Annotated in this window: 14 protein-coding genes; 13 read left to right on the top strand and 1 reads right to left on the bottom strand. The window is 72.3% G+C overall.

Annotated elements, in window-relative coordinates; genetic code table 11:
* Positions 1–64: 64 nt before the first annotated feature.
* From ABZ887_RS14340 to ABZ887_RS14295, 10 genes are all read left to right on the top strand, one after another.
* Positions 65–982: a TIGR03619 family F420-dependent LLM class oxidoreductase gene (locus ABZ887_RS14340; protein WP_361287882.1), complete on the top strand. Its 918-nt coding sequence runs from the start codon at positions 65–67 to the stop codon at positions 980–982.
* 642 nt (positions 983–1,624) lie between these two features.
* The gene (locus tag ABZ887_RS14335) at positions 1,625–2,680 is read left to right on the top strand and encodes a ketoacyl-ACP synthase III family protein (protein ID WP_361287879.1); all 1,056 of its coding nucleotides are present in this window, start codon (positions 1,625–1,627) and stop codon (positions 2,678–2,680) included.
* Positions 2,681–2,735: 55 nt separating this feature from the next.
* Positions 2,736–3,836, top strand: a complete 1,101-nt coding sequence (locus tag ABZ887_RS14330; RefSeq protein WP_361287876.1) for an acyl-CoA dehydrogenase family protein — start codon at positions 2,736–2,738, stop codon at positions 3,834–3,836.
* Positions 3,833–5,323 carry an AMP-binding protein gene (locus ABZ887_RS14325; RefSeq protein WP_361287873.1) on the top strand — a complete coding sequence of 497 codons (1,491 nt, stop codon included), beginning with the start codon at positions 3,833–3,835 and terminating at the stop codon, positions 5,321–5,323. The genes ABZ887_RS14330 and ABZ887_RS14325 overlap by 4 nt, the downstream gene beginning before the upstream one ends.
* Positions 5,320–6,093 (top strand): class I SAM-dependent methyltransferase, encoded by a 774-nt coding sequence (locus ABZ887_RS14320; RefSeq protein ID WP_361287870.1) that lies wholly within the window; start codon positions 5,320–5,322, stop codon positions 6,091–6,093. Before ABZ887_RS14325 ends, ABZ887_RS14320 begins: the two co-directional genes overlap by 4 nt.
* The gene (locus tag ABZ887_RS14315) at positions 6,090–6,368 is read left to right on the top strand and encodes an acyl carrier protein (RefSeq protein WP_361287868.1); all 279 of its coding nucleotides are present in this window, start codon (positions 6,090–6,092) and stop codon (positions 6,366–6,368) included. The genes ABZ887_RS14320 and ABZ887_RS14315 overlap by 4 nt, the downstream gene beginning before the upstream one ends.
* 11 nt (positions 6,369–6,379) lie before the next feature.
* Positions 6,380–7,729 carry an NAD(P)/FAD-dependent oxidoreductase gene (locus ABZ887_RS14310; protein WP_361287865.1) on the top strand — a complete coding sequence of 450 codons (1,350 nt, stop codon included), beginning with the start codon at positions 6,380–6,382 and terminating at the stop codon, positions 7,727–7,729.
* A gap of 14 nt (positions 7,730–7,743) precedes the next feature.
* Complete coding sequence (locus ABZ887_RS14305) at positions 7,744–8,409, top strand: HAD family phosphatase (RefSeq protein ID WP_361287861.1); 666 nt, start codon at positions 7,744–7,746, stop codon at positions 8,407–8,409.
* Between the two features lie 64 nt (positions 8,410–8,473).
* Positions 8,474–9,517, top strand: coding sequence for a ketoacyl-ACP synthase III family protein (locus ABZ887_RS14300; RefSeq protein WP_361287858.1), 1,044 nt, complete (start codon positions 8,474–8,476; stop codon positions 9,515–9,517).
* 89 nt (positions 9,518–9,606) lie between these two features.
* On the top strand, positions 9,607–16,134 hold the full coding sequence (locus tag ABZ887_RS14295; RefSeq protein WP_361287855.1) for a type I polyketide synthase: 6,528 nt from the start codon (positions 9,607–9,609) through the stop codon (positions 16,132–16,134).
* Positions 16,135–16,189: 55 nt separating this feature from the next.
* Here ABZ887_RS14295 and ABZ887_RS14290 read toward each other — a convergent pair whose 3' ends face one another.
* Positions 16,190–16,858 (bottom strand): FCD domain-containing protein, encoded by a 669-nt coding sequence (locus ABZ887_RS14290; RefSeq protein ID WP_361288048.1) that lies wholly within the window; start codon positions 16,856–16,858, stop codon positions 16,190–16,192.
* 168 nt (positions 16,859–17,026) lie between these two features.
* Here ABZ887_RS14290 and ABZ887_RS14285 point away from each other — a divergent pair, with 168 nt between their 5' ends.
* The 3 genes from ABZ887_RS14285 to ABZ887_RS14275 all read left to right on the top strand — a co-directional run bounded on the left by ABZ887_RS14285 (position 17,027) and on the right by ABZ887_RS14275 (position 18,769).
* Positions 17,027–17,470: a nuclear transport factor 2 family protein gene (locus tag ABZ887_RS14285; protein ID WP_361287853.1), complete on the top strand. Its 444-nt coding sequence runs from the start codon at positions 17,027–17,029 to the stop codon at positions 17,468–17,470.
* Positions 17,471–17,799: 329 nt separating this feature from the next.
* Positions 17,800–18,177 (top strand): hypothetical protein, encoded by a 378-nt coding sequence (locus ABZ887_RS14280; protein WP_361287850.1) that lies wholly within the window; start codon positions 17,800–17,802, stop codon positions 18,175–18,177.
* Positions 18,178–18,346: 169 nt separating this feature from the next.
* Positions 18,347–18,769, top strand: a complete 423-nt coding sequence (locus tag ABZ887_RS14275; protein ID WP_361287847.1) for an SsgA family sporulation/cell division regulator — start codon at positions 18,347–18,349, stop codon at positions 18,767–18,769.
* The last annotated feature ends 12 nt before the right edge of the window (positions 18,770–18,781 follow it).

The following is an 18,781-nucleotide window of genomic DNA, read 5'->3' as shown; positions in this document are numbered from 1 at the left end:
CGACCGGTGTGCGGCACGGTGATCCGAGAACGAACCGCAGCACCCCCTCGAACAGGTGACAGACATGCTCAAGATCGGTCTGGGCGCTCCCCAGTACGGATTGTTCACCGGCCCCGCCGCGATCTCCGGGTTCGCCGCCTCGGTCGAAGCGATCGGCTTCGACAGCCTCTGGGTGGGCGACCGGGCCCTGGTGCCGACGCAGCCGCGTGACCCTTATCCCGGCGGCGGTCCCGTACCGGAGGGGTTCCGCACCTTCCTGGATCCCGTCGCCACCCTCTCCTTCCTGGCCCACGCCACCCGGCGGGTGCGCCTCGGCACCAGCACGCTCAACGCTCCCTTCTACTCCCCGCTCCTGCTGGCCCGTTCCCTCACGTCCGTCGACATCCTCAGCGAGGGGCGGCTCGACATCGGGTTCGGGCTCGGCTGGTCGTCCGACGAGTACGAGGCCATCGGTGTGCCGTGGCGGGGGCGCGGGGCACGGCTGGAGGAGATCCTGGACGTCCTGGAACACGTGTGGTCCGGTTCGTCGGCCGAGTACAAGGGGGCGCTGTGGACGATCCCCGGTGCGCACCTCGAGACACTGCCCGTGCAGCGGCCCCGGCCGCCGGTGCTCCTCGGCGGTTTCACTGCGGCCACCCTGGAACGTATCGGCCGTCGCGCGGACGGCTGGGCGGGGGTCGCGCTGCCGATTCCCCAACTGGCCCATGTCATCAGCCGGCTCCGGCAGATCGCGGAGGCCAACGGGCGTGACCCCGACGCCCTGCGCACCGTCGTCCGGGTGAACCCCGTGGTGACGGCCGAGGCCGCGCCGGGCGACGCCGTTCCGCACCGGGGAACGGTCCTGCAGGTTTCCGACTACCTGCTCGCCGCCCATGCGGCGGGGGCCGACGAGGTGCTCGTCGACCTGCAGCAGACCGCCCCGAGCGCGGAAGAGCTGACGGACCTGGCGCACCGCTTCCACGAAGTCCTGCGCAAGGGCTAGCGAGCGCCAGGGCACCGCCGACCGGTTCTCGGCCCAGTCGTTCACAGTCGCCATCACCGGGCTTTGCTGCCCGGCGATCCCCCTCGCACGTCGTTTTCCCGAACAGACGGATCAAGGGATGCCATCCGGTGCGCGGACTGCGGCCCGGCGACAACGCGCGGGCCGAACTGGTCGTCGACGCGGTGCGGTTCATGCTCATGTGTCTGGAAGCCCACCACGACAGCGAGGACGAGTTCCTCAGGCCCCGGCTCGCGGCACGAGTTCAGTGCGTTGATGGCAGTAGCAACTCCCGAGGAACACGGCACCCTGCTCGCCAAGGCTCCGCTGCCCGCCCGCCTGTACGGGGCGTGAGTCGCGCCGTCTTGACGCACACCGAAACGGAGGGCACGCTGATCGCGATGGATGCCGGAGTTGCGCAAGTAGCGCCTGAGTGTGTCGGTGCCAAAGTAGAGACGGCTTTTCTCCTTTAGACGGCACAGCGCACTCACAGCAGAGGAATTGACCAAGCGGAACGTCCTGGAACAGGCATCCTCTTCGCAGCGTCCTCCGCCACGTGCTCGTTTCCCCATTCCCCTCAGGCACAGTGCTTGATAGCGCCGTTTTTCCGGTGAGGAAACGTTGTCAAAGGATCTGGAGCGGGTCATGAAGGCGTCCGATGTCCTGATCAGCGGCCTGGGCGCCTTCCTGCCCGACCGAGTACCGATGAACTGGGCGGTCGAGCGGGGACTGATCGACCCGGCCGCCGCGGAAGAATACGGAATCACAAGTGTCACCGTCGCGGGCGACATTCCGGCGCCGGAGCTGGCGGTGCGGGCCTGCCGGCAGGCACTCGGACGTGCCGGCCAGAATCCGGCGTCCTTGAGCTTATTACTCTATGTCAGCGTGTGGTATCAAGGCCCCCACGGCTGGTGTCCCCAGTATTACGTGCAGCGGCACACTGGGGCGGGCCGGGCCACCGCGGCCGAGGTAAGACAGGGCTGCATGGGAATGTTCTCCGCCCTGGAACTCGCGGCGGGCCATCTGATGGCTTCGGCCGAGCACGAGGCGGCGCTGGTCACCTCCGGCGACAACTTCACCTCGGAGCTGCTGGAACGCTGGCGTTTCAGCCCGCACTTCGTCATGGGCGACGCGGGCTCCGCCGTCGTCCTCAGCCGGCGCGAGGGATTCGCCCGGCTCAAGTCCGTCAACGCGGTCACGCTCCCCGAGTACGAGGCCATGCACCGCGGGCCCGAGCCCCTGTTCCCGCCGGGAGCCGGCCGGCCGGGGAAACTCGACTTCGGCGACTCCAAGGACCGCTGGCTGGGCGGTCCGGACCGGGATCCGGCCGGCCCGCTGAAACTCGTGGCGGCGCAGGACGAACTCGTCGGCCGCACCCTCGACGAGGCCGGCATCACGATGGACGACGTCACCCGCGTCGCCTATGCCAACGGCTCCCGGGAACGCGTCGAGGGACGCGCGATGGTGCCTCTCGGTCTGCCGATGTCCCTTTCGACATGGGAACAGGGGCGCACCGTCGGCCATATCGGGGCCAGTGACCAGGTGGTGGCGCTCGAACAGCTGCTGCTCTCCGGAGAGCTGCGGCGCGGGGACCATTTCCTGATGCTCGGTGTGGGGCCCGGCCTGAACATCGCGTGCGCCGTGATCGAGATCATCGAGACTCCGCACTGGTCCTCCGCTCGTCCGGCCACCGCTGCGTGAGAGGCATCTCGTGGATTTCAGCCTGAGCGCTCGTCAGAAGGAGCGGTACGCGCGGATGAAAGCAGCCGCGCGGGAACTTCCCTCGGATTCCGCCGCCACCGGATTCCCCCGGGATCGCTGGAAGAAACTGGTCTGGAAGAAACTGGCCGGCCTCGGACTGCTCGGCGCGGCCGTCCCCGAGGAGCACGGCGGTTCGGGCCTCGGTGCGCTGGACACGGCCCTCCTGTACGAGGCCGCGGGCGAGGGCGGTGCGGACACCGGACTGCTCTTCGCCGCCGCGGCCCATCTCTTCGCCTGTGTCCGCCCGGTGCTGGAGTTCGCGCTCCCGGAGACCCGGAAGGCGTTGCTGCCCGCCCTGTGCGCGGGAGAACTGGTCGCGGGAAATGCCATGACGGAACCGGAATCGGGATCGGACGTCTCCCGGTTGACGACCCGGGCCACCAGGGTCGACGGCGGATATCTCCTCGACGGGGTCAAGAGCTTCGTCAGCAACGGCCCGGTCGCCGACCTCTACGTCACCTATGCGACCACCGATCCGGAAGGCGGCTATTTCGGTTCCACCGCCTTCGCCGTGGACCGCGACTCCCCCGGTCTGGACGCCGGAGGGCCGCTGGAGAAGTCCGGACTGGCCGCCTGCCAGGCCGGCGAGGTGGTGTTCACCCGGTGTTTCGTGCCGGACGAGCGGGTGCTGGGCAGTCCCGGTCAGGGGCAGCTGGTGTTCCAGACGTCGATGCAGTGGGAACGGTCCTGCCTGTTCGCGATCTACCTGGGCCAGCAGGAACGGCTCGTCCGGCGCTGCGTGCACCACGTGCGGGAGCGGCGGCAGTTCGGGAAGCGGCTCGCCGACCTCCAGCCGGTCGCGGACCGGCTGGCGGACATGAAGCTGCGGCTGGAGAGCGGACGGCTCCTGCTCTACCGGGCCTGCGCCGAGATCGACGGCGGCCAGGACCCCTCCCTGTGGGTCGCCCTGGCGAAACTGGCCGTGTCCGAGGCCGCGGTCGCCACCGCGCTGGACGCCGGCCGGATCTTCGGGGGCCGCGCCTTCCTGGCGGAGTACGGGATCGCGGAGCAGGTGCGCGACGCCCTTCCCGCCACGACGTTCTCCGGCACGTCCGACATCCAGCGTCGGCTGATAGCCCGGGAGATGGGACTGTGAGCCGCAAGGGAAGTCCGAGCCTCTACGGCCTGGTGGTCGACGCCGCCGCCCGGACGCCGGACGCGCTCGCGGTCCACGACCTCGTCACCGGCCTCGGCTACGGCGCGCTCGACGCACGCGCGGACACCTACCTGGCCGCGCTGCGCGGACGCGGGATCCGCCCGGGCGACCGTGTCCTGGTGTGGACGGACAAGACGACCGAGGCGGTGGCCGTCGCCCAGGCGGTGTTACGGTGCGGCGCGATCCACGTTCCCGTCCCGCGCGGCAATCCCCCGGATCGGGTCGCCCGGATCGCCGCCGACGCCCGCCCGGCGCTCGTCGTCACGGACCACGACGGTCGCGTCCCCGGCACCGCCTGCGTACCCTGCGAGGATCTTCTCCGGGAAGCGGATCTCCTGCGAGAGGCGGACCTCCTGCCGGAGGCGGCGTACGGCCGGGCCACCGCGCACCACCCGGTCCGCCCGTCCGACCCGGCGTACATCCTCTACACCTCCGGATCGACGGGGACGCCGAAGGGCGTCTGCCTGAGCCACGGAAACGCGCTCGCGTTCGTCGACTGGGCCTGCCGGGAGCTGGACCTCAGGGCGTCCGACCGGCTGGCGAACCACGCCGCGTTCGGCTTCGACCTGTCGGTCTTCGACCTCTACGGCGCCTTCCGGGCCGGCGCGTCGGTGCACCTCGTCGGCGAGACCCTCGCCCAGGCCGCCGGACCGCTGGTCGACTTCCTGCTGGAACGCCGGATCACGGTCTGGTACTCGGTGCCGTCCGCTCTGGTGCTCATGGCCGAGTACGGCGAGCTGCTGGAGCAGGGGCCGGGAGTGCTGCGCGCCTGCGTCTTCGCCGGCGAACCCTTTCCGCCGAAGCGGCTGCAGGACCTGCGCCGCGCGTGGCCCGGCGTCCGGATGCTCAACTGGTACGGCCCGACGGAGACCAACGTGTGCACCTCGTACGAGGTGACGGCCGCCGACCTGACGCGCACCACGCCCGTCCCGATCGGAGCGCCGGTCGCCGGGGACACGGTCTGGCTGGACGACGACGGCGAGATCCTGGTCAGCGGCCCGACCGTCATGCTCGGCTACTGGGGCGGCGAGCCACAGGCCGGTCCGTACCGCACCGGTGATCTCGGCCGGTACGACGCCGACGGTCTGCTGGAGTACCGGGGTCGGGCCGACGACATGGCGAAGGTCCGCGGCTACCGGATCGAGCCGGCCGAGGTGGCCGGCGCGCTTGTTGCGCACGAGTCGGTGCGCGACGCGGTGGTGCTCGTCGTGGGCACCGGCCTGGACGCGCGATTACACGCCTTCGTGGTCCCCGAGCCCGGCCGTACGCCGGAGCTGGCGGAACTGCGACGGCACTGCGCGGTCCTCCTGCCGCCGTACATGACCGTCGACGCCGTACACGTGGTCGGCGGCTTTCCCCGCACCCCGAACGGGAAGGTCGACCGCGCCGCGCTCGGCGGCCTGGTGGCACGGGGAGTCCACGCATGACCGGCATGACCGGCGGCGCGGCCGGCGGTATGACCGGCGGCACGGCCTGGGACGCCTTCTGGTCGACGCTCCCGGCCGAGCCCGGAGCGGCCCTGTGGGACTCGTCGCCCCGGCTCACCGCGGAGCGGCATCTGCCGCTCTTCCGTGACCATGCCGACCCCGCGCTCCCGCTGGTCGACATCGGGTGCGGCAGCGGCCGCCAGACGCAGTGGCTGGCGCGGCACTTCCGGCGGGTCGTCGGAGTCGACATCGCCGAGGCCGCGGTGGAGCTGGCCGCCGCGTCGCACCCGGCGCCCAATGTCGCCTACCGCCGCGCCGACCTGCTCGACCGGGACACCGCGGCGGAGCTGCACGCGGAGCTCGGCGACGCCAACGTCTACCTGCGCGGGGTACTGCACCAGCTCGCCCCGGACGACCGCCGAAGGATGCTGGCGACGATCAGGTGCCTGCTCGGCGGGTCCGGGGTCCTGTTCGCCCAGGAGCTGACCGAGCGCACCGGCTGGTACGTCGCCGAGCTGCTCGCCGGCGGTGCGCACCTGCCGAAGACGGCCGGTCTCGCGGCCCGCTTCGACTTCGGCGCCCGGATCGCACCCGCCCACGACGGGCGGCTGCGGCTGCTGTTCGAAGGAGCCGGATTCGACGTCGTCGCCGACGGCGACCTGCCCCTGCACACCACGGAGCGCACGTCCGACGGACGACCGCTGGAACTGCCGACGAGGTACCTCGTGGCGCGCGCGACGGCACGGCTCTCACCCCCGGAGGAGACATGACGGACCTTGACCGCGCGGTGCTGCTCGACCAGTTGCTCCGCTATGTGCGCGAGGAGCTCGAAGCGGGCGTGCCCTCCGACCTGATCACCCCGGACAGCCCGCTGCTGGAGATGGGGGTGCTGGACTCGGTCCGCACCGCACGGCTGCTGGCCCACATCCGGACCGCGTACGACGTCCGGGTGCCGCCCGTGCACATGACCGGTGAGCACTTCCGCACGCCGGAGACGATCACGGACCTGATCCTGCTGCTCCGCTCCCAGGCCGCCGCCCTCTGACTGGAGAACAGATGATTCACGACTACGACATCGGCGTCATCGGCGGCGGCCCGGCCGGTTCCACCGCCGCGTCCTACCTGGCCAGGGCCGGTCTGTCGGTCGCGGTGTTCGAGAGCGAGTTCTTCCCGCGGGAGCACGTGGGCGAGTCGCTGGTACCGGCGACCACGCCGGTGCTGCTGGAGATCGGCGCCATGGAGAAGATCGAGGCGGCGGGGTTCCCCCGCAAGTACGGCGCCGCGTGGACGTCGGCCAACGCGGACGGGGTGGATCCGCTCGGCTTCCAGGTCCACGACCACGGCCTGGGGGCCGCCGACGTGCTCTTCAACGAACGGGACCAGCTGGGTGTCGACCGGGACTACACCTTCCATGTGGACCGCGGCCGGTTCGACCACATCCTGCTCAAGCACGCCGAGAGCCTGGGCGCGAAGGTGTTCTCCGGGGTACGGGTGCGCGGCGTGGACTTCGCCGACCCCGCCCGTCCCGTGCTGCGGGTCGGACTCGGCGGGACGACCGCGGAGGTGGCGGTGCGGATGGTCGTCGACGCCAGCGGGCGCGGCACCCTCCTGGGACGGCAGCTCAAGGTGAAGGTGCCCGACCCGGTGTTCAACCAGTACGCCGTGCACAGCTGGTTCGAGGGGCTCGACCGGGAGGCCCTGGCGAACGACGAGAACCAGGCCGAGTACATCTTCATCCACTTCCTGCCGCTCAGCGACACCTGGGTGTGGCAGATCCCGATCACCGACACGATCACGTCGGTCGGGGTGGTCACCCAGAAGGCGCGGTTCAGGGAGGGCAAGGACAACCTCGAAGGCTTCTTCTGGGACTCGGTGGCCAGCAGGCCCCTGCTGCACGACGCGCTGAAGAACACCGTGCGGGTCCGCCCGTTCAAGGCCGAGGGCGACTACAGCTACGGCATGACCAAGGTGTGCAACGACGGCATGGTCATGATCGGCGACGCGGCCCGGTTCGTCGACCCGATCTTCTCCAGCGGTGTCAGTGTCGCCATGAACAGCGCCCGGCTGGCGTGCGCCGACATCATCGCCGCCGCGGAGGCCGGGGACTTCAGTGCCGGCCGGTTCGAGAACTACGTGACGAAGCTGCGGCGGGGTGTGTCCAGCTGGTACGAGTTCATCTCCATCTACTACCGCCTGAACATCCTGTTCACCGCCTTCGTCCAGGACCCCCGCTACCGCATCGACGTCCTGAAGCTGCTCCAGGGGGACGTCTACGACGAGCAGGAGCCGGCCGCGCTGACGGCGATGCGCGAGTTCATCGCCGCCGTCGAGGCGGACCCGGGCCACCTCTGGCACCCGCTGCTCGGCAAGATGAAGGTGTCCCTCAGTTCCCGGGCGCTGTTCTGACCGCGCCGTGGGCGGTGCTCTTCGACATGGACGGCACCCTCGTCGACACGGAACCGCTCCTGCGCGACGCCCTGCTGGCGGTGCTCGGCGCGGCGGGCGTGCCGGCCGCCGCGATCCGGCCCGAGGAACTGCGCGGGCGCGGCGTCGCCGAGAACCTGACCCGGCTCGGCGGCCTCGCGCGGCCCCCGATGAACACGGAGGAGCTGTACGCGCGCGTCAGCGGCCGCCTGCTGGAGCGGTTGCGCCTCGGCGTCGTTCCGCTGCCCGGAGCCGTCGGCCTGCTCGGGGCGCTGCGGCGGGCGGGCGTTCCGTGCGCGCTGGTGTCGTCCTCGTACCGGGCGCTGGTGGACGCCGTGCTGCCCTCGCTCGGCCGGGCCCGGTTCGCCGTGACCCTGGCCGGTGACGAGGTACGGCGCCCGAAGCCGGACCCCGAGTCGTACCGCACCGCCGCGGACCGGCTCGGCATCGCGCCGGGGCGCTGCGTGGTCGTCGAGGACTCGTCCGCCGGACTCCGTTCGGGACAGGCCGCGGGGTGTGTGACGGTCTCGGTCGCGCCGACACCGGAACCGGTGGACCTCGGCGTACGGAGCCTGTCCGAGCTGACCGCCGAACGGCTCGCCCACCTGGTGGACACCGCCGCTCCCCTCCGACCCACCACAGGAAGTGACGCATCGACATGAACGAGCCCCGGCTTGCGCACATCGAACAGGGCAGGACCCCTCTGAGTCCCGGTCAGGAACCGGCATGAAGCCGCCGAACGTGTTCCTCAGCGGCCTGGGTTGCTGGCTGCCATCCGCCTACGCCGCGTCCGAGGCGGTCGCCGCCGGCTTGTACGACGCCACGGTCTTCGCCGAGAGCGGTCTGCGCGGTGTCCTGGTGGCCGGGGCGGAGTCACCGCCCGAGATGGCCGTGCGGGCCGCGCGGACGGCACTGGACCGCTCTCCCGGCGGCGTCGCCGCGATCGGCACGGTGCTGCACGGCTCGACGTTCTACCAGGGGCCCGAGATGTGGTCGCCGTCGGCGTACATCATGCGGGAGCTGGGCATCTCGGGGGCGGGCAGCACCGAGATCCGCAACGGCTGCAACAGCATGCTCACCGGTGTCGAGCTGGCCGCCGGCCTGCTGTCGTACCAGTCGGCCGAGCGGCCGGACATCCTGCTGACCACGGCGGACAACTTCAACTCGCCGTTGTTCAACCGGTGGGACAGCGGTCCGATGGGTGTGATCGCGGCCGACGCGGCCAGCTCCGTGGTGATCAGCCCGACAGCCGGGTTCGCCCGGGTCGACGCGGTCGTCTCCCGGGTCTATCCGGAGTTCGAGGCGATGGCGCGCGGCGACGAGCCGCTGTTCCCGCCCACCGGGTCCGCGGGCCGCCGGATCGACACCGTCGGGCGCGCCCAGCAGTTCAACGAGCTGGTGCGGGAGGTCGGCGGGATGAGCGTCGCCGACGGCATTGCGAAGGCCTGCTCCGAGACGGCGCTCGCCGCCGTGGACGAGGCCGGCGTCGACGTCGGCGACCTGCGCTGGGTCCTCGTGCCCAACGGCGACGAGGCGACCACCCGGAACTGCATGATGGACCCCCTCGGCCTGGACGTCTCCCGGTCCCAGTGGGAGTTCGGCCGCGGGATCGGACACGCCTCGTCCAGCGACCAGTTCATCGCCCTCGACCATCTGCTGCGTACCGGACGGCTCGACGCGGGCGACCACGTCCTGCTGTTCGGCGGCGCTCCGGGCTGGTCGGCCGTGGCCGTGATCCTCACCATCACCGAACCGCCGTCCTGGATCTAGGGGTTGCCAATGCCGACCGGACGATGCCGACCGGACCGATACGGGCTGGACCGATGCCGACGAGACCGACGCCGACAGGAGGAAGTCGCGTGACGGCGCAGCAGCAGGATCCGGTCGGCGGGCAGCCGATCGCCATCGTGGGCATGGCCTGCGAGTTCCCCGGCGCGGACGGAGTGCCGGCGTTCTGGCGGATGCAGCTCGACGGGGTCGACGCCACCGCGGACGTACCGGCCGACCGGTTCCCCGTCGACGTGTTCCACGACCCCCGGCCGCGGACGCCCGGGCGGATCGTCAGCCGCCGGGGCGGCTTCCTGCCCGACATCCGGGGCTTCGACGCCCACTACTTCGGGGTGTCCGGCCGCGAGGCGAGCCACATGGACCCGCAGCAGCGGCTGCTGCTGCAGACCGCCGCGGCGGCCGTGCGGGACGCCGGCCTGACCCTGGAACAGCTCGCGGGGAGCCGGACCGCGGTCGTCGTCGGGCAGCGGACCGCCGAGTACTGGGACCTGCTGCGCGCCGCCGGGGCACTGGACATCTACGCCAACACCGGCACGTCGCGCAGTGTCCTGTCCGGCCGGCTGTCGTTCTTCTTCGACCTGCGCGGCCCGAGCACCTCCGTGGACACCGCCTGCTCGTCGTCGCTGGTGGCCGTGCACCAGGCGTGCGCCGCGCTGCGCGCCGGGGAGGCGACCCTCGCCCTGGCCGCCGGGGTCAACCTGGTGCTGACGCCGGAGGAGAGCATCTCCTTCTCCCAGGCGGACATGCTGTCCGCCGACGGCCGGTGCAAGTTCGGTGCGGCCGACGCCGACGGCTTCGTCCGCAGCGACGGCGTCGGCGTCGTCGTCCTCAAACCGCTGGCGCGGGCCGAGGCGGACGGCGACCGCGTCCACGCCGTCATCCACGGCTCGGCGGTCGAGAACGAGGGCCGCAGCAGCGGATACCTGATGACTCCGTCGGAGACCGCCCAGATCGGCACCATGCGGCAGGCCTGCGCGCGCGGCGGCGTCGACCCGCGCGCCGTCGGCTTCGTGGAGGCGCACGGCACCGGCACGCCCACCGGCGACCCGATCGAACTGCGCGGCCTGGACGCGGTGTACGGCAGCGGCGCGGGCCGGTCGGCGGCGGACCCGCTGCTGGTCGGGTCCGTGAAGACGAACATCGGCCACACCGAGGCGGCCGCCGGGATCGCGGCCGTCATCAAGGCGGCGCTGTGCGTCGCCCGTGGCGTCGTCCCGCCGAGTCTGCACAGCGCCCGGCCGACGGACGCGGTGGACTGGGACCGCATGGCGCTGGAGATACCGCAGACCGCCCGCGACTGGGGCCGGGACGGCACCCCCCGGTACGCCGCCGTCAGCTCGTTCGGCATCTCGGGCACCAACGCCCACGTCGTCCTCGGCGAGCACCGCCCCGCGCCCGTTCCGCCGCCGCCCGCCGAACCGCGGCCGTATCTTCTGGCCCTGTCCGCGCAGACACCCGCCGCGCTGCGCGAACTCGCCGACGCCTACGCCGAGTTCCTCGGACCCGACGGGGAGGGGCGCGGGCATGATCTGCGCGACGTCAGTTTCAGCGCGCTGACCCGCAGCACCCATCACCGGCACCGCATGACCGTGCTCGCCGAGGAACACGACCAGGTCGTCCGGCAGTTGCGCAAAGGCCGGCCGATCGTCGCCGCCAAGTCGGGCGCGCGGTGGAAGACCGTCTTCGTCTTCCCTGGCCAGGGCTCCCAGTGGGCCGGCATGGGGCGTCGGCTCCTGCGTACCTCCACGGTCTTCCGGGAGACGATCGAAGAGTGCGACCGGCATGTCCGCGCCGAGCGCGGCTGGTCGGTGATCGAGAGGCTGAGCGGTGACGACGAGGCCGACCGGCCGATCGACGTGGTGCAGCCGCTGCTGTGGGCGATGGAGGTCGCGCTGGCCGCGCTCTGGCGGTCGTGGGGCGTCGAGCCCGACGTCGTGATCGGGCACAGCATGGGCGAGGTCGCGGCCGCCTGCGCCGCCGGCGCCCTCACCCTGGCCGACGGCGCGGCGGTGATCTGCCGGCGCAGCGCCCTGCTCCGGGAGATCGCCGGCGCCGGGTCGATGGCCGCGGTCGACCTGCCCGCCGACGAGGTGCGTCGGGAACTCGCCGACGTACCGGACGTCGACGTCGCGGTGAGCAACGGCCCGCGGCGCACCATCATCTCGGGCCGCACCCCGGCGGTGGAGAAGGTCCTGGCCGAACTGGCCGAGCGGGACGTCCTCGCCAGGATCGTGAAGGTGGACGTCGCCTCGCACAGCAGCCAGGTCGACCCCCTGCTGGACGCGTTGCGCACCGCCCTGGAGCCGGTCCGGCCCCGCAAGGGTCACGTGCCGCTGCGCTCGACGGTGACCGGGGAGCTGCTGACCGGCGAGGAGCTGGACGCCGACTACTGGGTCCGCAACCTTCGCGACGAGGTCCGCTTCCGCGCGGCCGTCGACGCCGAGACCGCGGGGCCCGAGGCGGCGGCAGTCGTCGAGATCAGCCCGCACCCCGTCCTCAGCGCGGCGGTGAAGGAGTGCCTGTCCGAGGAGCGCACCGACGACCAGGTGGTGCCGTCGCTGCTGCGCGACACCGACGACCTCACCGCGCTGCTGACCTCCGTCGGACAGCTTCACCAGGCCGGATACCCGGTGCTGCACCGCGCGCTGTTCGACGGGCCGGCCGCTTACGTGGGACTGCCCGCCTATCCCTGGCAGCGCGCCGAGTACTGGGTCGAGCCGACCGCCGACACGGGCGCGGCCACCCCGCACACGCCCGCCACGGCTGCGACTGCGGCTCCGGCTCCGGCTCCGGCTGCTACGGGCCTCCGGGGCGGGCACCCGCTGCTCGGCGCGCACACCGTCCTTGACGACGGCTCGCACCGGTGGGAGGGCCCCGTCGACCTGGAGCGCAACGCCTACCTCCTGGACCACCAGGTGCAGGGCCTGGTCATCCTGCCCGGCACCGCGTACCTGGAGCTGGCGGTGGCCGCCGCCACCAGGACCGTCGGCGCCGACGCCGTCGTCGAGGACGTCCGCTACGACAAGGCGCTCTTCTTCACCGCCGAGACCCCGCCGCTGCTGCGGGTGACGCTGCGGCGGGCCGGGCCGCGGTGGGACTTCGAGGTCGCCACCTCCGACGGCACCGGCTGGACCCGGCACGCACACGGGCAGGTCGACCGTGCGCCCTCCGGTACACCCACCGCCGGTGTCCCCGAGGGCACGCCCGCCCAGATCGCCGCGCGCGTCCCCGACCACCTCACCGGCGCCGAGTTCTACCGCCGGTTCGCGGCCCGCGGGAACGACTGGCACGGCGTCTTCCAGGGCATCGGGCAGGTGTGGCGCGGCGACGACGAGGCGCTGGCCGAGGTCGTCGTCCCGCCCGGTCTCGCCGAGTACGAACGGCACCACGTCCATCCGGCGGTCCTCGACGCCTGCGGACAGGTGCTCGCGGCCACCCTGCCCGACACTGCGGTCCCCGGCGAGGAGCACGCCTTCATCCTGGGCTCCGTCGACGCGTTCCGCCGGTACGGGCCGCTGACCGGGACCCTTTACAGCCATGTGGTGCGACGCGACCTGACGGCCGAGTGGTTCAGCGGCGATGTCGCCGTCCGCGACGAACGGGGCGCGCTGCTGGCCGAGTTCCGCGGCCTGCGGATCCGCTGGCTGCTGCGCCGGGAACAGGACGGCCCGCCCACCGACTGGCTCTACCGGCCGCGGTGGACGCCGGCCGCCGCGCTCATGCCCATGCCCCTGCGTAAGTCGGTGCCCGTGCCCGTGGCTGCCGCCGGAGCCTGGCTGGTGTTCGAGGACGAGGACCTCGGACCTCGGCTCGCCCCGTTCGTCGCGGACGGCGCGCGGATCACCGTACTGCCCGGGGACGGGTACGAGCGCACCGGCGACGGGACGTACCGCATCGACCCGTCCCGCCTCGACGACTACGCCCGGCTGCTGTACGAGGTCGGACGCGACCGCCCCGAGGGGGTCGCCGCGGTGGTGCACCTGTGGAGCATGCGGGCGCCTCGGCCGGTGGCGGGGGTGCCGCTCGGGCTCGGCAGCGCGCTGCTGCTGGACCGGGCGCTGTCCACCGCCCGGTGGGACGGCCCGCTCCCCCGGCTCGTGCTCGTCACCCGCGGCGCCGAGACGGTCACGGACACCGACGGGGCGCCGGACCCGGAGCAGTCCGCCGTGTGGGGCTTCGGACGCACGGCGGCGAGTGAGCTGTCCGCGATCCGGCACACCCTCGTCGACCTCGGCCCGGCCCACGACGCGGACGGTACGGCCCAGGCGCAGGCGTTGGCCCGGGAGATCGCGGCCGCCGACGCGGCCGAGGACCAGATCGCACTGCGCGCGGGCGCCCGTCACGTCCTGCGGCTGCGTCGCGCGTCAGCGGCGGCAGCGGCGCCCGGGGCCGACGACGTCACCGAGATCGTGCCGGCCGACGACCGCCGCGCGGGCCCGGTGCGCGCGACGGTCGAGGCGCGGCCCCCGGCCGCCGGCGAGGTGCAGATCGCCGCGGCCTACGGCGGGGTCGGCTTCCGCGACGTGCTCCAGGCCGCCGGGGCCGCCCCGGACCGGGACGACGACGGCCGGCTGGGCCGGGAGACGGCCGGCGTGGTGACGGCGACCGGTGCCGGCGTACGGGGGCTGGACGTGGGCGACCGCGTGGTCGCCGTCGTCCGGCCCGGACTGGCCACGCGGGTCCTCGCCGACCGGCGCCTGACGCACCGCGTCCCCGACGGTCTCGGTCTCGCGGAGGCCGCCACCGTGCCGGTCTCCTACCTGACCGCCTGGTACGGCCTGGTCGAACTGGCTGCGCTCCGCGAGGGCGAGAGGGTCCTCATCCACTCGGCCACCGGCGGCGTGGGGCTCGCCGCGATCCAGGTGGCCAGGTGGCGGGGGGCCGAGATCCACGCCACCGCCGGCAGCGAGAAGCGGCGGGCCCTGCTGCGGACGATGGGCGTCGCCCATGTCGCGGACTCCCGGGCCGACTTCGCCGGTCCGCTGCTGGACGCGACCCGGGGGGAGGGGATGGACGTCATCCTCAACTCGCTGACGGGGGCGGCCGTCGACCAGAACCTCGGCATGCTCGCCCCGTACGGGCGCTATGTGGAACTGGCCGGGCGGGACCTGACGAACGGCCGGACGGCCGGTCTCGGCGGCCTGCTCCACAACGGATCCTTCCGGGTCCTCGACATCGCCGCCCTCTGCCGCGAGCACCCCGGGCGGGCCGGCGCACTGCTCGGCCGCGTGCTGCGCCTGGTCGCGGCCGGCGAACTCGCGCCGCTGCCCGCCGAGGTCTACCCGCTGGACGCCGTCGGCTCGGCGTTCGACGACATGACCGGGGCCCGGCACGTGGGAAAGGTGCTCATCGACCTGCGTACCGCCCCGGCGGAGCCGCCGGCGCCCGCGCCCACCCGGATGCGGCCGGACGCCACGTACCTCGTGACCGGGGGAGCCGGCGGCATCGGTTCCGGACTGGCCCGCTGGCTCGTCGCGCGCGGCGCCCGGCACCTGCTGCTCACCGGCCGCTCGGTACCCGGCCCGGCGTCGCCGTCCGGAGGTGACATCGCGGCCCTGCTGGAGGAGTTGCGCGGCCAGGACGTCGAGGTGCAGTACGCCCCGGTGGACGCGGCGGACGAACGGTCGGTGCGGCGACTGGTGGAGAACCGCCGCGCCGCCGGCCGGCCGCCGGTGCGGGGCGTGTTCCACACGGCCGGTGTCTTCGTGTACCAGCCGATCGGCGACACCACGCTGCGGGACCTGGAAGCCGTGCTGCGGCCGAAGCTGGACGGCGGCCGGGTCCTGGACCGCGTCTTCGGGGACGACGACCTCGACCACTTCGTGCTGTTCTCCTCCGGGAACGCCCTGCTGGCGTCGCCCCAGGTCGCGGCCGGGGCCGCCGCGAACGCGGGCCTCGACGCGATCGCCCGCGGCCGGCGCAGCCGGGGCCTGCGGGCGCTCGCGGTGAACTGGGGTTTCTGGACCGACCGGGGCATGGCCGCGAGGGCGGGCACGGAACTCGGCCGGAACCTGATCCCGCGGGGCATGACGGGCTTCACCTCGGCGGCGGGGTTCGCGGTGCTGGACCACCTCCTGGCCACGGGCGCCGGGGACACCGTGGTCATGCCGGTGGACTGGGCGCGGTGGCGGGCCGCCTACCCGGTCGCGGCCGCTTCCCCGTTCCTACGGGACGTCGTGGCCGACGTGGACATCGTGGCCGACGTGGACGACGTGGACGACGTCCCGCGTGTCGCCCGGCCGGTGCCGCCCGCGTCTCCCGTCCGGCGCCCGGAAATCCTGGCGCCACGCCCGCAGGCATCATCCGCGTCCGGACCTGCGCCGGGCGCGACGGCCTCGAACGGGACAGCACAGCAGGAGACAGCACCCACCGTGGACCGGGCAGGACTGTTCCTGGCCGAGGTCGCCGGCATCCTGCGCGTCGACTCCGCGCACCTGGACCCGGACCGGGACCTGACCAGCCAGGGACTCGACTCGCTGATGGCGGCCCAGCTCCGGCAGGAGGTACAGCGGTCGCACGGGGTCCTGCTGCCGATCGGCAAGATCCTCAGCCGGGCGACGCTCAGCGAACTGACGGACCAGCTGAACGCCGGCGAATGACCGGGGGCGTCGTGTTGCGGGACTTCGACGGAACACGGGCGTTCCGGGAGGGAGATCAGCTCAGCAGCTGCTTCTGAGCCGCGGACAGCTGCGAGAGGAGTCGGGCGAACCCGGTGTCGGCGGGCTGGACCGACCTCGATCGGGCGGCCTTGCCGATCAGGTCGACCATGTGGTCGTGGCAGGCCTGCGTGCACAGGACCGCCCGCGTCACGTCGCGTGCCTCCAGTGCCGCGACGGCGGCCATCCTGTCGTCCTGGAGCGGAGCCGTCGCCTTCATCCATGCGCTGGGCCGCTCGGTGCCCATCTCAAGGGCGAGACCCACCTGGATGTCGATCAGGAAGCGACACAGCACCGCCAACAGCGGGTTGTGGCTGATCGTGGCCAGGGTCTGCAGAAAGTGCTTCAGATTCACGGCGGTCTCCCGGAGTTCCGCCGCGGGCACCTGCTCCGCCGCTTCCCGGAACTCGGCCAGGTCCGCGTCAGAGGCACGCGTGACGGCGAGCGAGGCGGCGTGCGACAGCAGCGCGCCCAGGACCCCCAGCACGTCCGTCGGCCCCAGTTTCTCCAGTTGGATGACGGAGGCGAGCGACATCGCGGTCAGACTGTCGCCCTGTGCCGTGACGAAGGTGCCGCTCTCCTGCTTGGAGGTCACGAGCCCCATGGCCGTGGGGGCCCGGATCGACTCGCGCACCGTCTGTCCGCTGACGCCGAACTCGGCGGCCAGGTCCCCTCGGCCGACAGCCCGCTGCCGTGCGGCAGGGCGCCGCTGCCCGCCTGGCAGTGCCGGGGGCTCGCCCGGCAGGGGCGCACTGGTCGAAACGGTCCGCCAGACAGGCCCCCATCACGCCACAATGATCGCTGGACGGTTGTGCGCATCACTTGAGGAGGTCACATGAGCCCGAGTCCGCGCGAGGTGTTTCTCCGGCTTGTTCATGGAGTCGCCGACGGGAACGCCCAGGAGCTGCACGACCTTTACAGCGACGTCACCGATGTCCGGCACCCGATGGCGACACCGGAGTCCGAGCCGTTGACGAGCCGGCAGGCGCTCCGGGAGCACTTCACGGTGCCGCCCGAAGTTCGGGAGTCCTTGCCGAAGAGACGGGTCGCCGATGTCGTCGTCCACGAGACCGCCGATCCCGAAGTGATCGTCGCCGAGTTCGCCTACGAGTTCACACAGCCGGACGGCTCCACGGCCAAGGTGCCCTGCGTCTTCGTCATGCGTGTCCGGGACGGTCGGATCGTCGAGTCACGCGACTACATCGACCCGATCCGCACCTACACGGCGCGTGGGGACCTCGACCGCCTCATCGCGTCGTTGCGTAAGGGCGATTCCTGACCTCGCGCCTTCACGAGGCGGCGGCCCGGCGACCGCCCCGCGCGTTGGCCTCGGGTGTGCTCCCGGATGTCCGTCGAAGCGGTCAGGCCCAGGGCCCGCCGTCTCGCATGTGTTCGTACCGCTCGTCTGCGTCCCTCCCCCCTCCGACGTGCTGTGATGGGCTTCACCGTGAACATGAGGCCCCCCTCGACTACGCTGGCAGCGCCGAACATGAGGGCCCCCTCCGGATGCCCCCACGGGTCGGCACCCGGAGGATCCGGATCGCACAACACGGACATCACAGCGGCCGCCACCTCGGCGGAATCGCGGCACACCACAAGGAAATGACCATGAACAGGTGGATCAGGCGCGTCTCGATCGCTGTTGCTTCGACGGCACTGGCAGGCGGAGCCCTTCTCGGAACCGGCAGCTCGGCGTCGGCGGCAACGTCCTCGGGACCGGCGGAGCACCCGCGGCCCGCCATCACCGCCTTCACCACCGGCAACGACCGCGACGGTCACGACAGCCGCGACGGCCACCGCGACGACCAGTCGTACCGAGACGAACGGTACGACCGGAACGACCACCGCACGCAGGAAGAACGTTCGAACGATCGCCACCCGTACGCCCAGGACGCGGCGCACCACCGGGCGGAGGCGACCACGTGGTACGGCGTCGACCGCGACCGCTGGTACCTGGACCAGCTCGCCTGGTACCAGCAGCCCTGATGCCGGCCCGGCCCGACGAAATCGCCTCCCGGCCGAACGAGGGCGACACACAGGAACCGCGTGCCCTTCTCTCGCCCTCGGACGCCGGCGAGTCCACCGCATCCCCTGCCTCGAAGCACCCGGGCAGCGATCGCGGTGCCGGGCGGGCGGGATGCAGGAGTGAGGGACAGTGAGATCGGTCAGAACCGTGGCGTACGAGCTGCCCGCGCGGCTTGTGCTGTCCGACGACCTGTCGGTGCCGATGCGTGCGACGCTGCGGTACGAGACGGATGACCCCTATGCCGTCCGTGCCGTCTTCCACCCTCCGGGCCAGGCGCGGACGGTCGAGTGGTTCTTCGGCCGCGACATGCTGGCCCTGGCTCTGACCGAGCGCACCGGGCAGGGAGACGTGCACATGTGGCCGGCCGTCGACGCAGGACACGACGTGGTGTTCATCGCCCTCCAGACGCCAGCGGGATCGGCCCTGCTCGGGTTCCCCGCGCGGGGCGTGGATTCCTTCCTGCGCGAGACGTGGTCCGCGGTGCCGACGGGAGCCGAATCCGACCGGCTCGACCTGGACGCCGAGCTGGCGCAGCTGCTGGCGGGGAACTGAACGACCGGGCCG

Origin of the sequence: Streptomyces sp. NPDC047061 (assembly GCF_040643955.1) — a bacterium.
In the GTDB taxonomy this organism is placed as follows: Bacteria; Actinomycetota; Actinomycetes; order Streptomycetales; family Streptomycetaceae; genus Streptomyces.
This window is presented reverse-complemented; position numbering and strand designations above follow the sequence as displayed.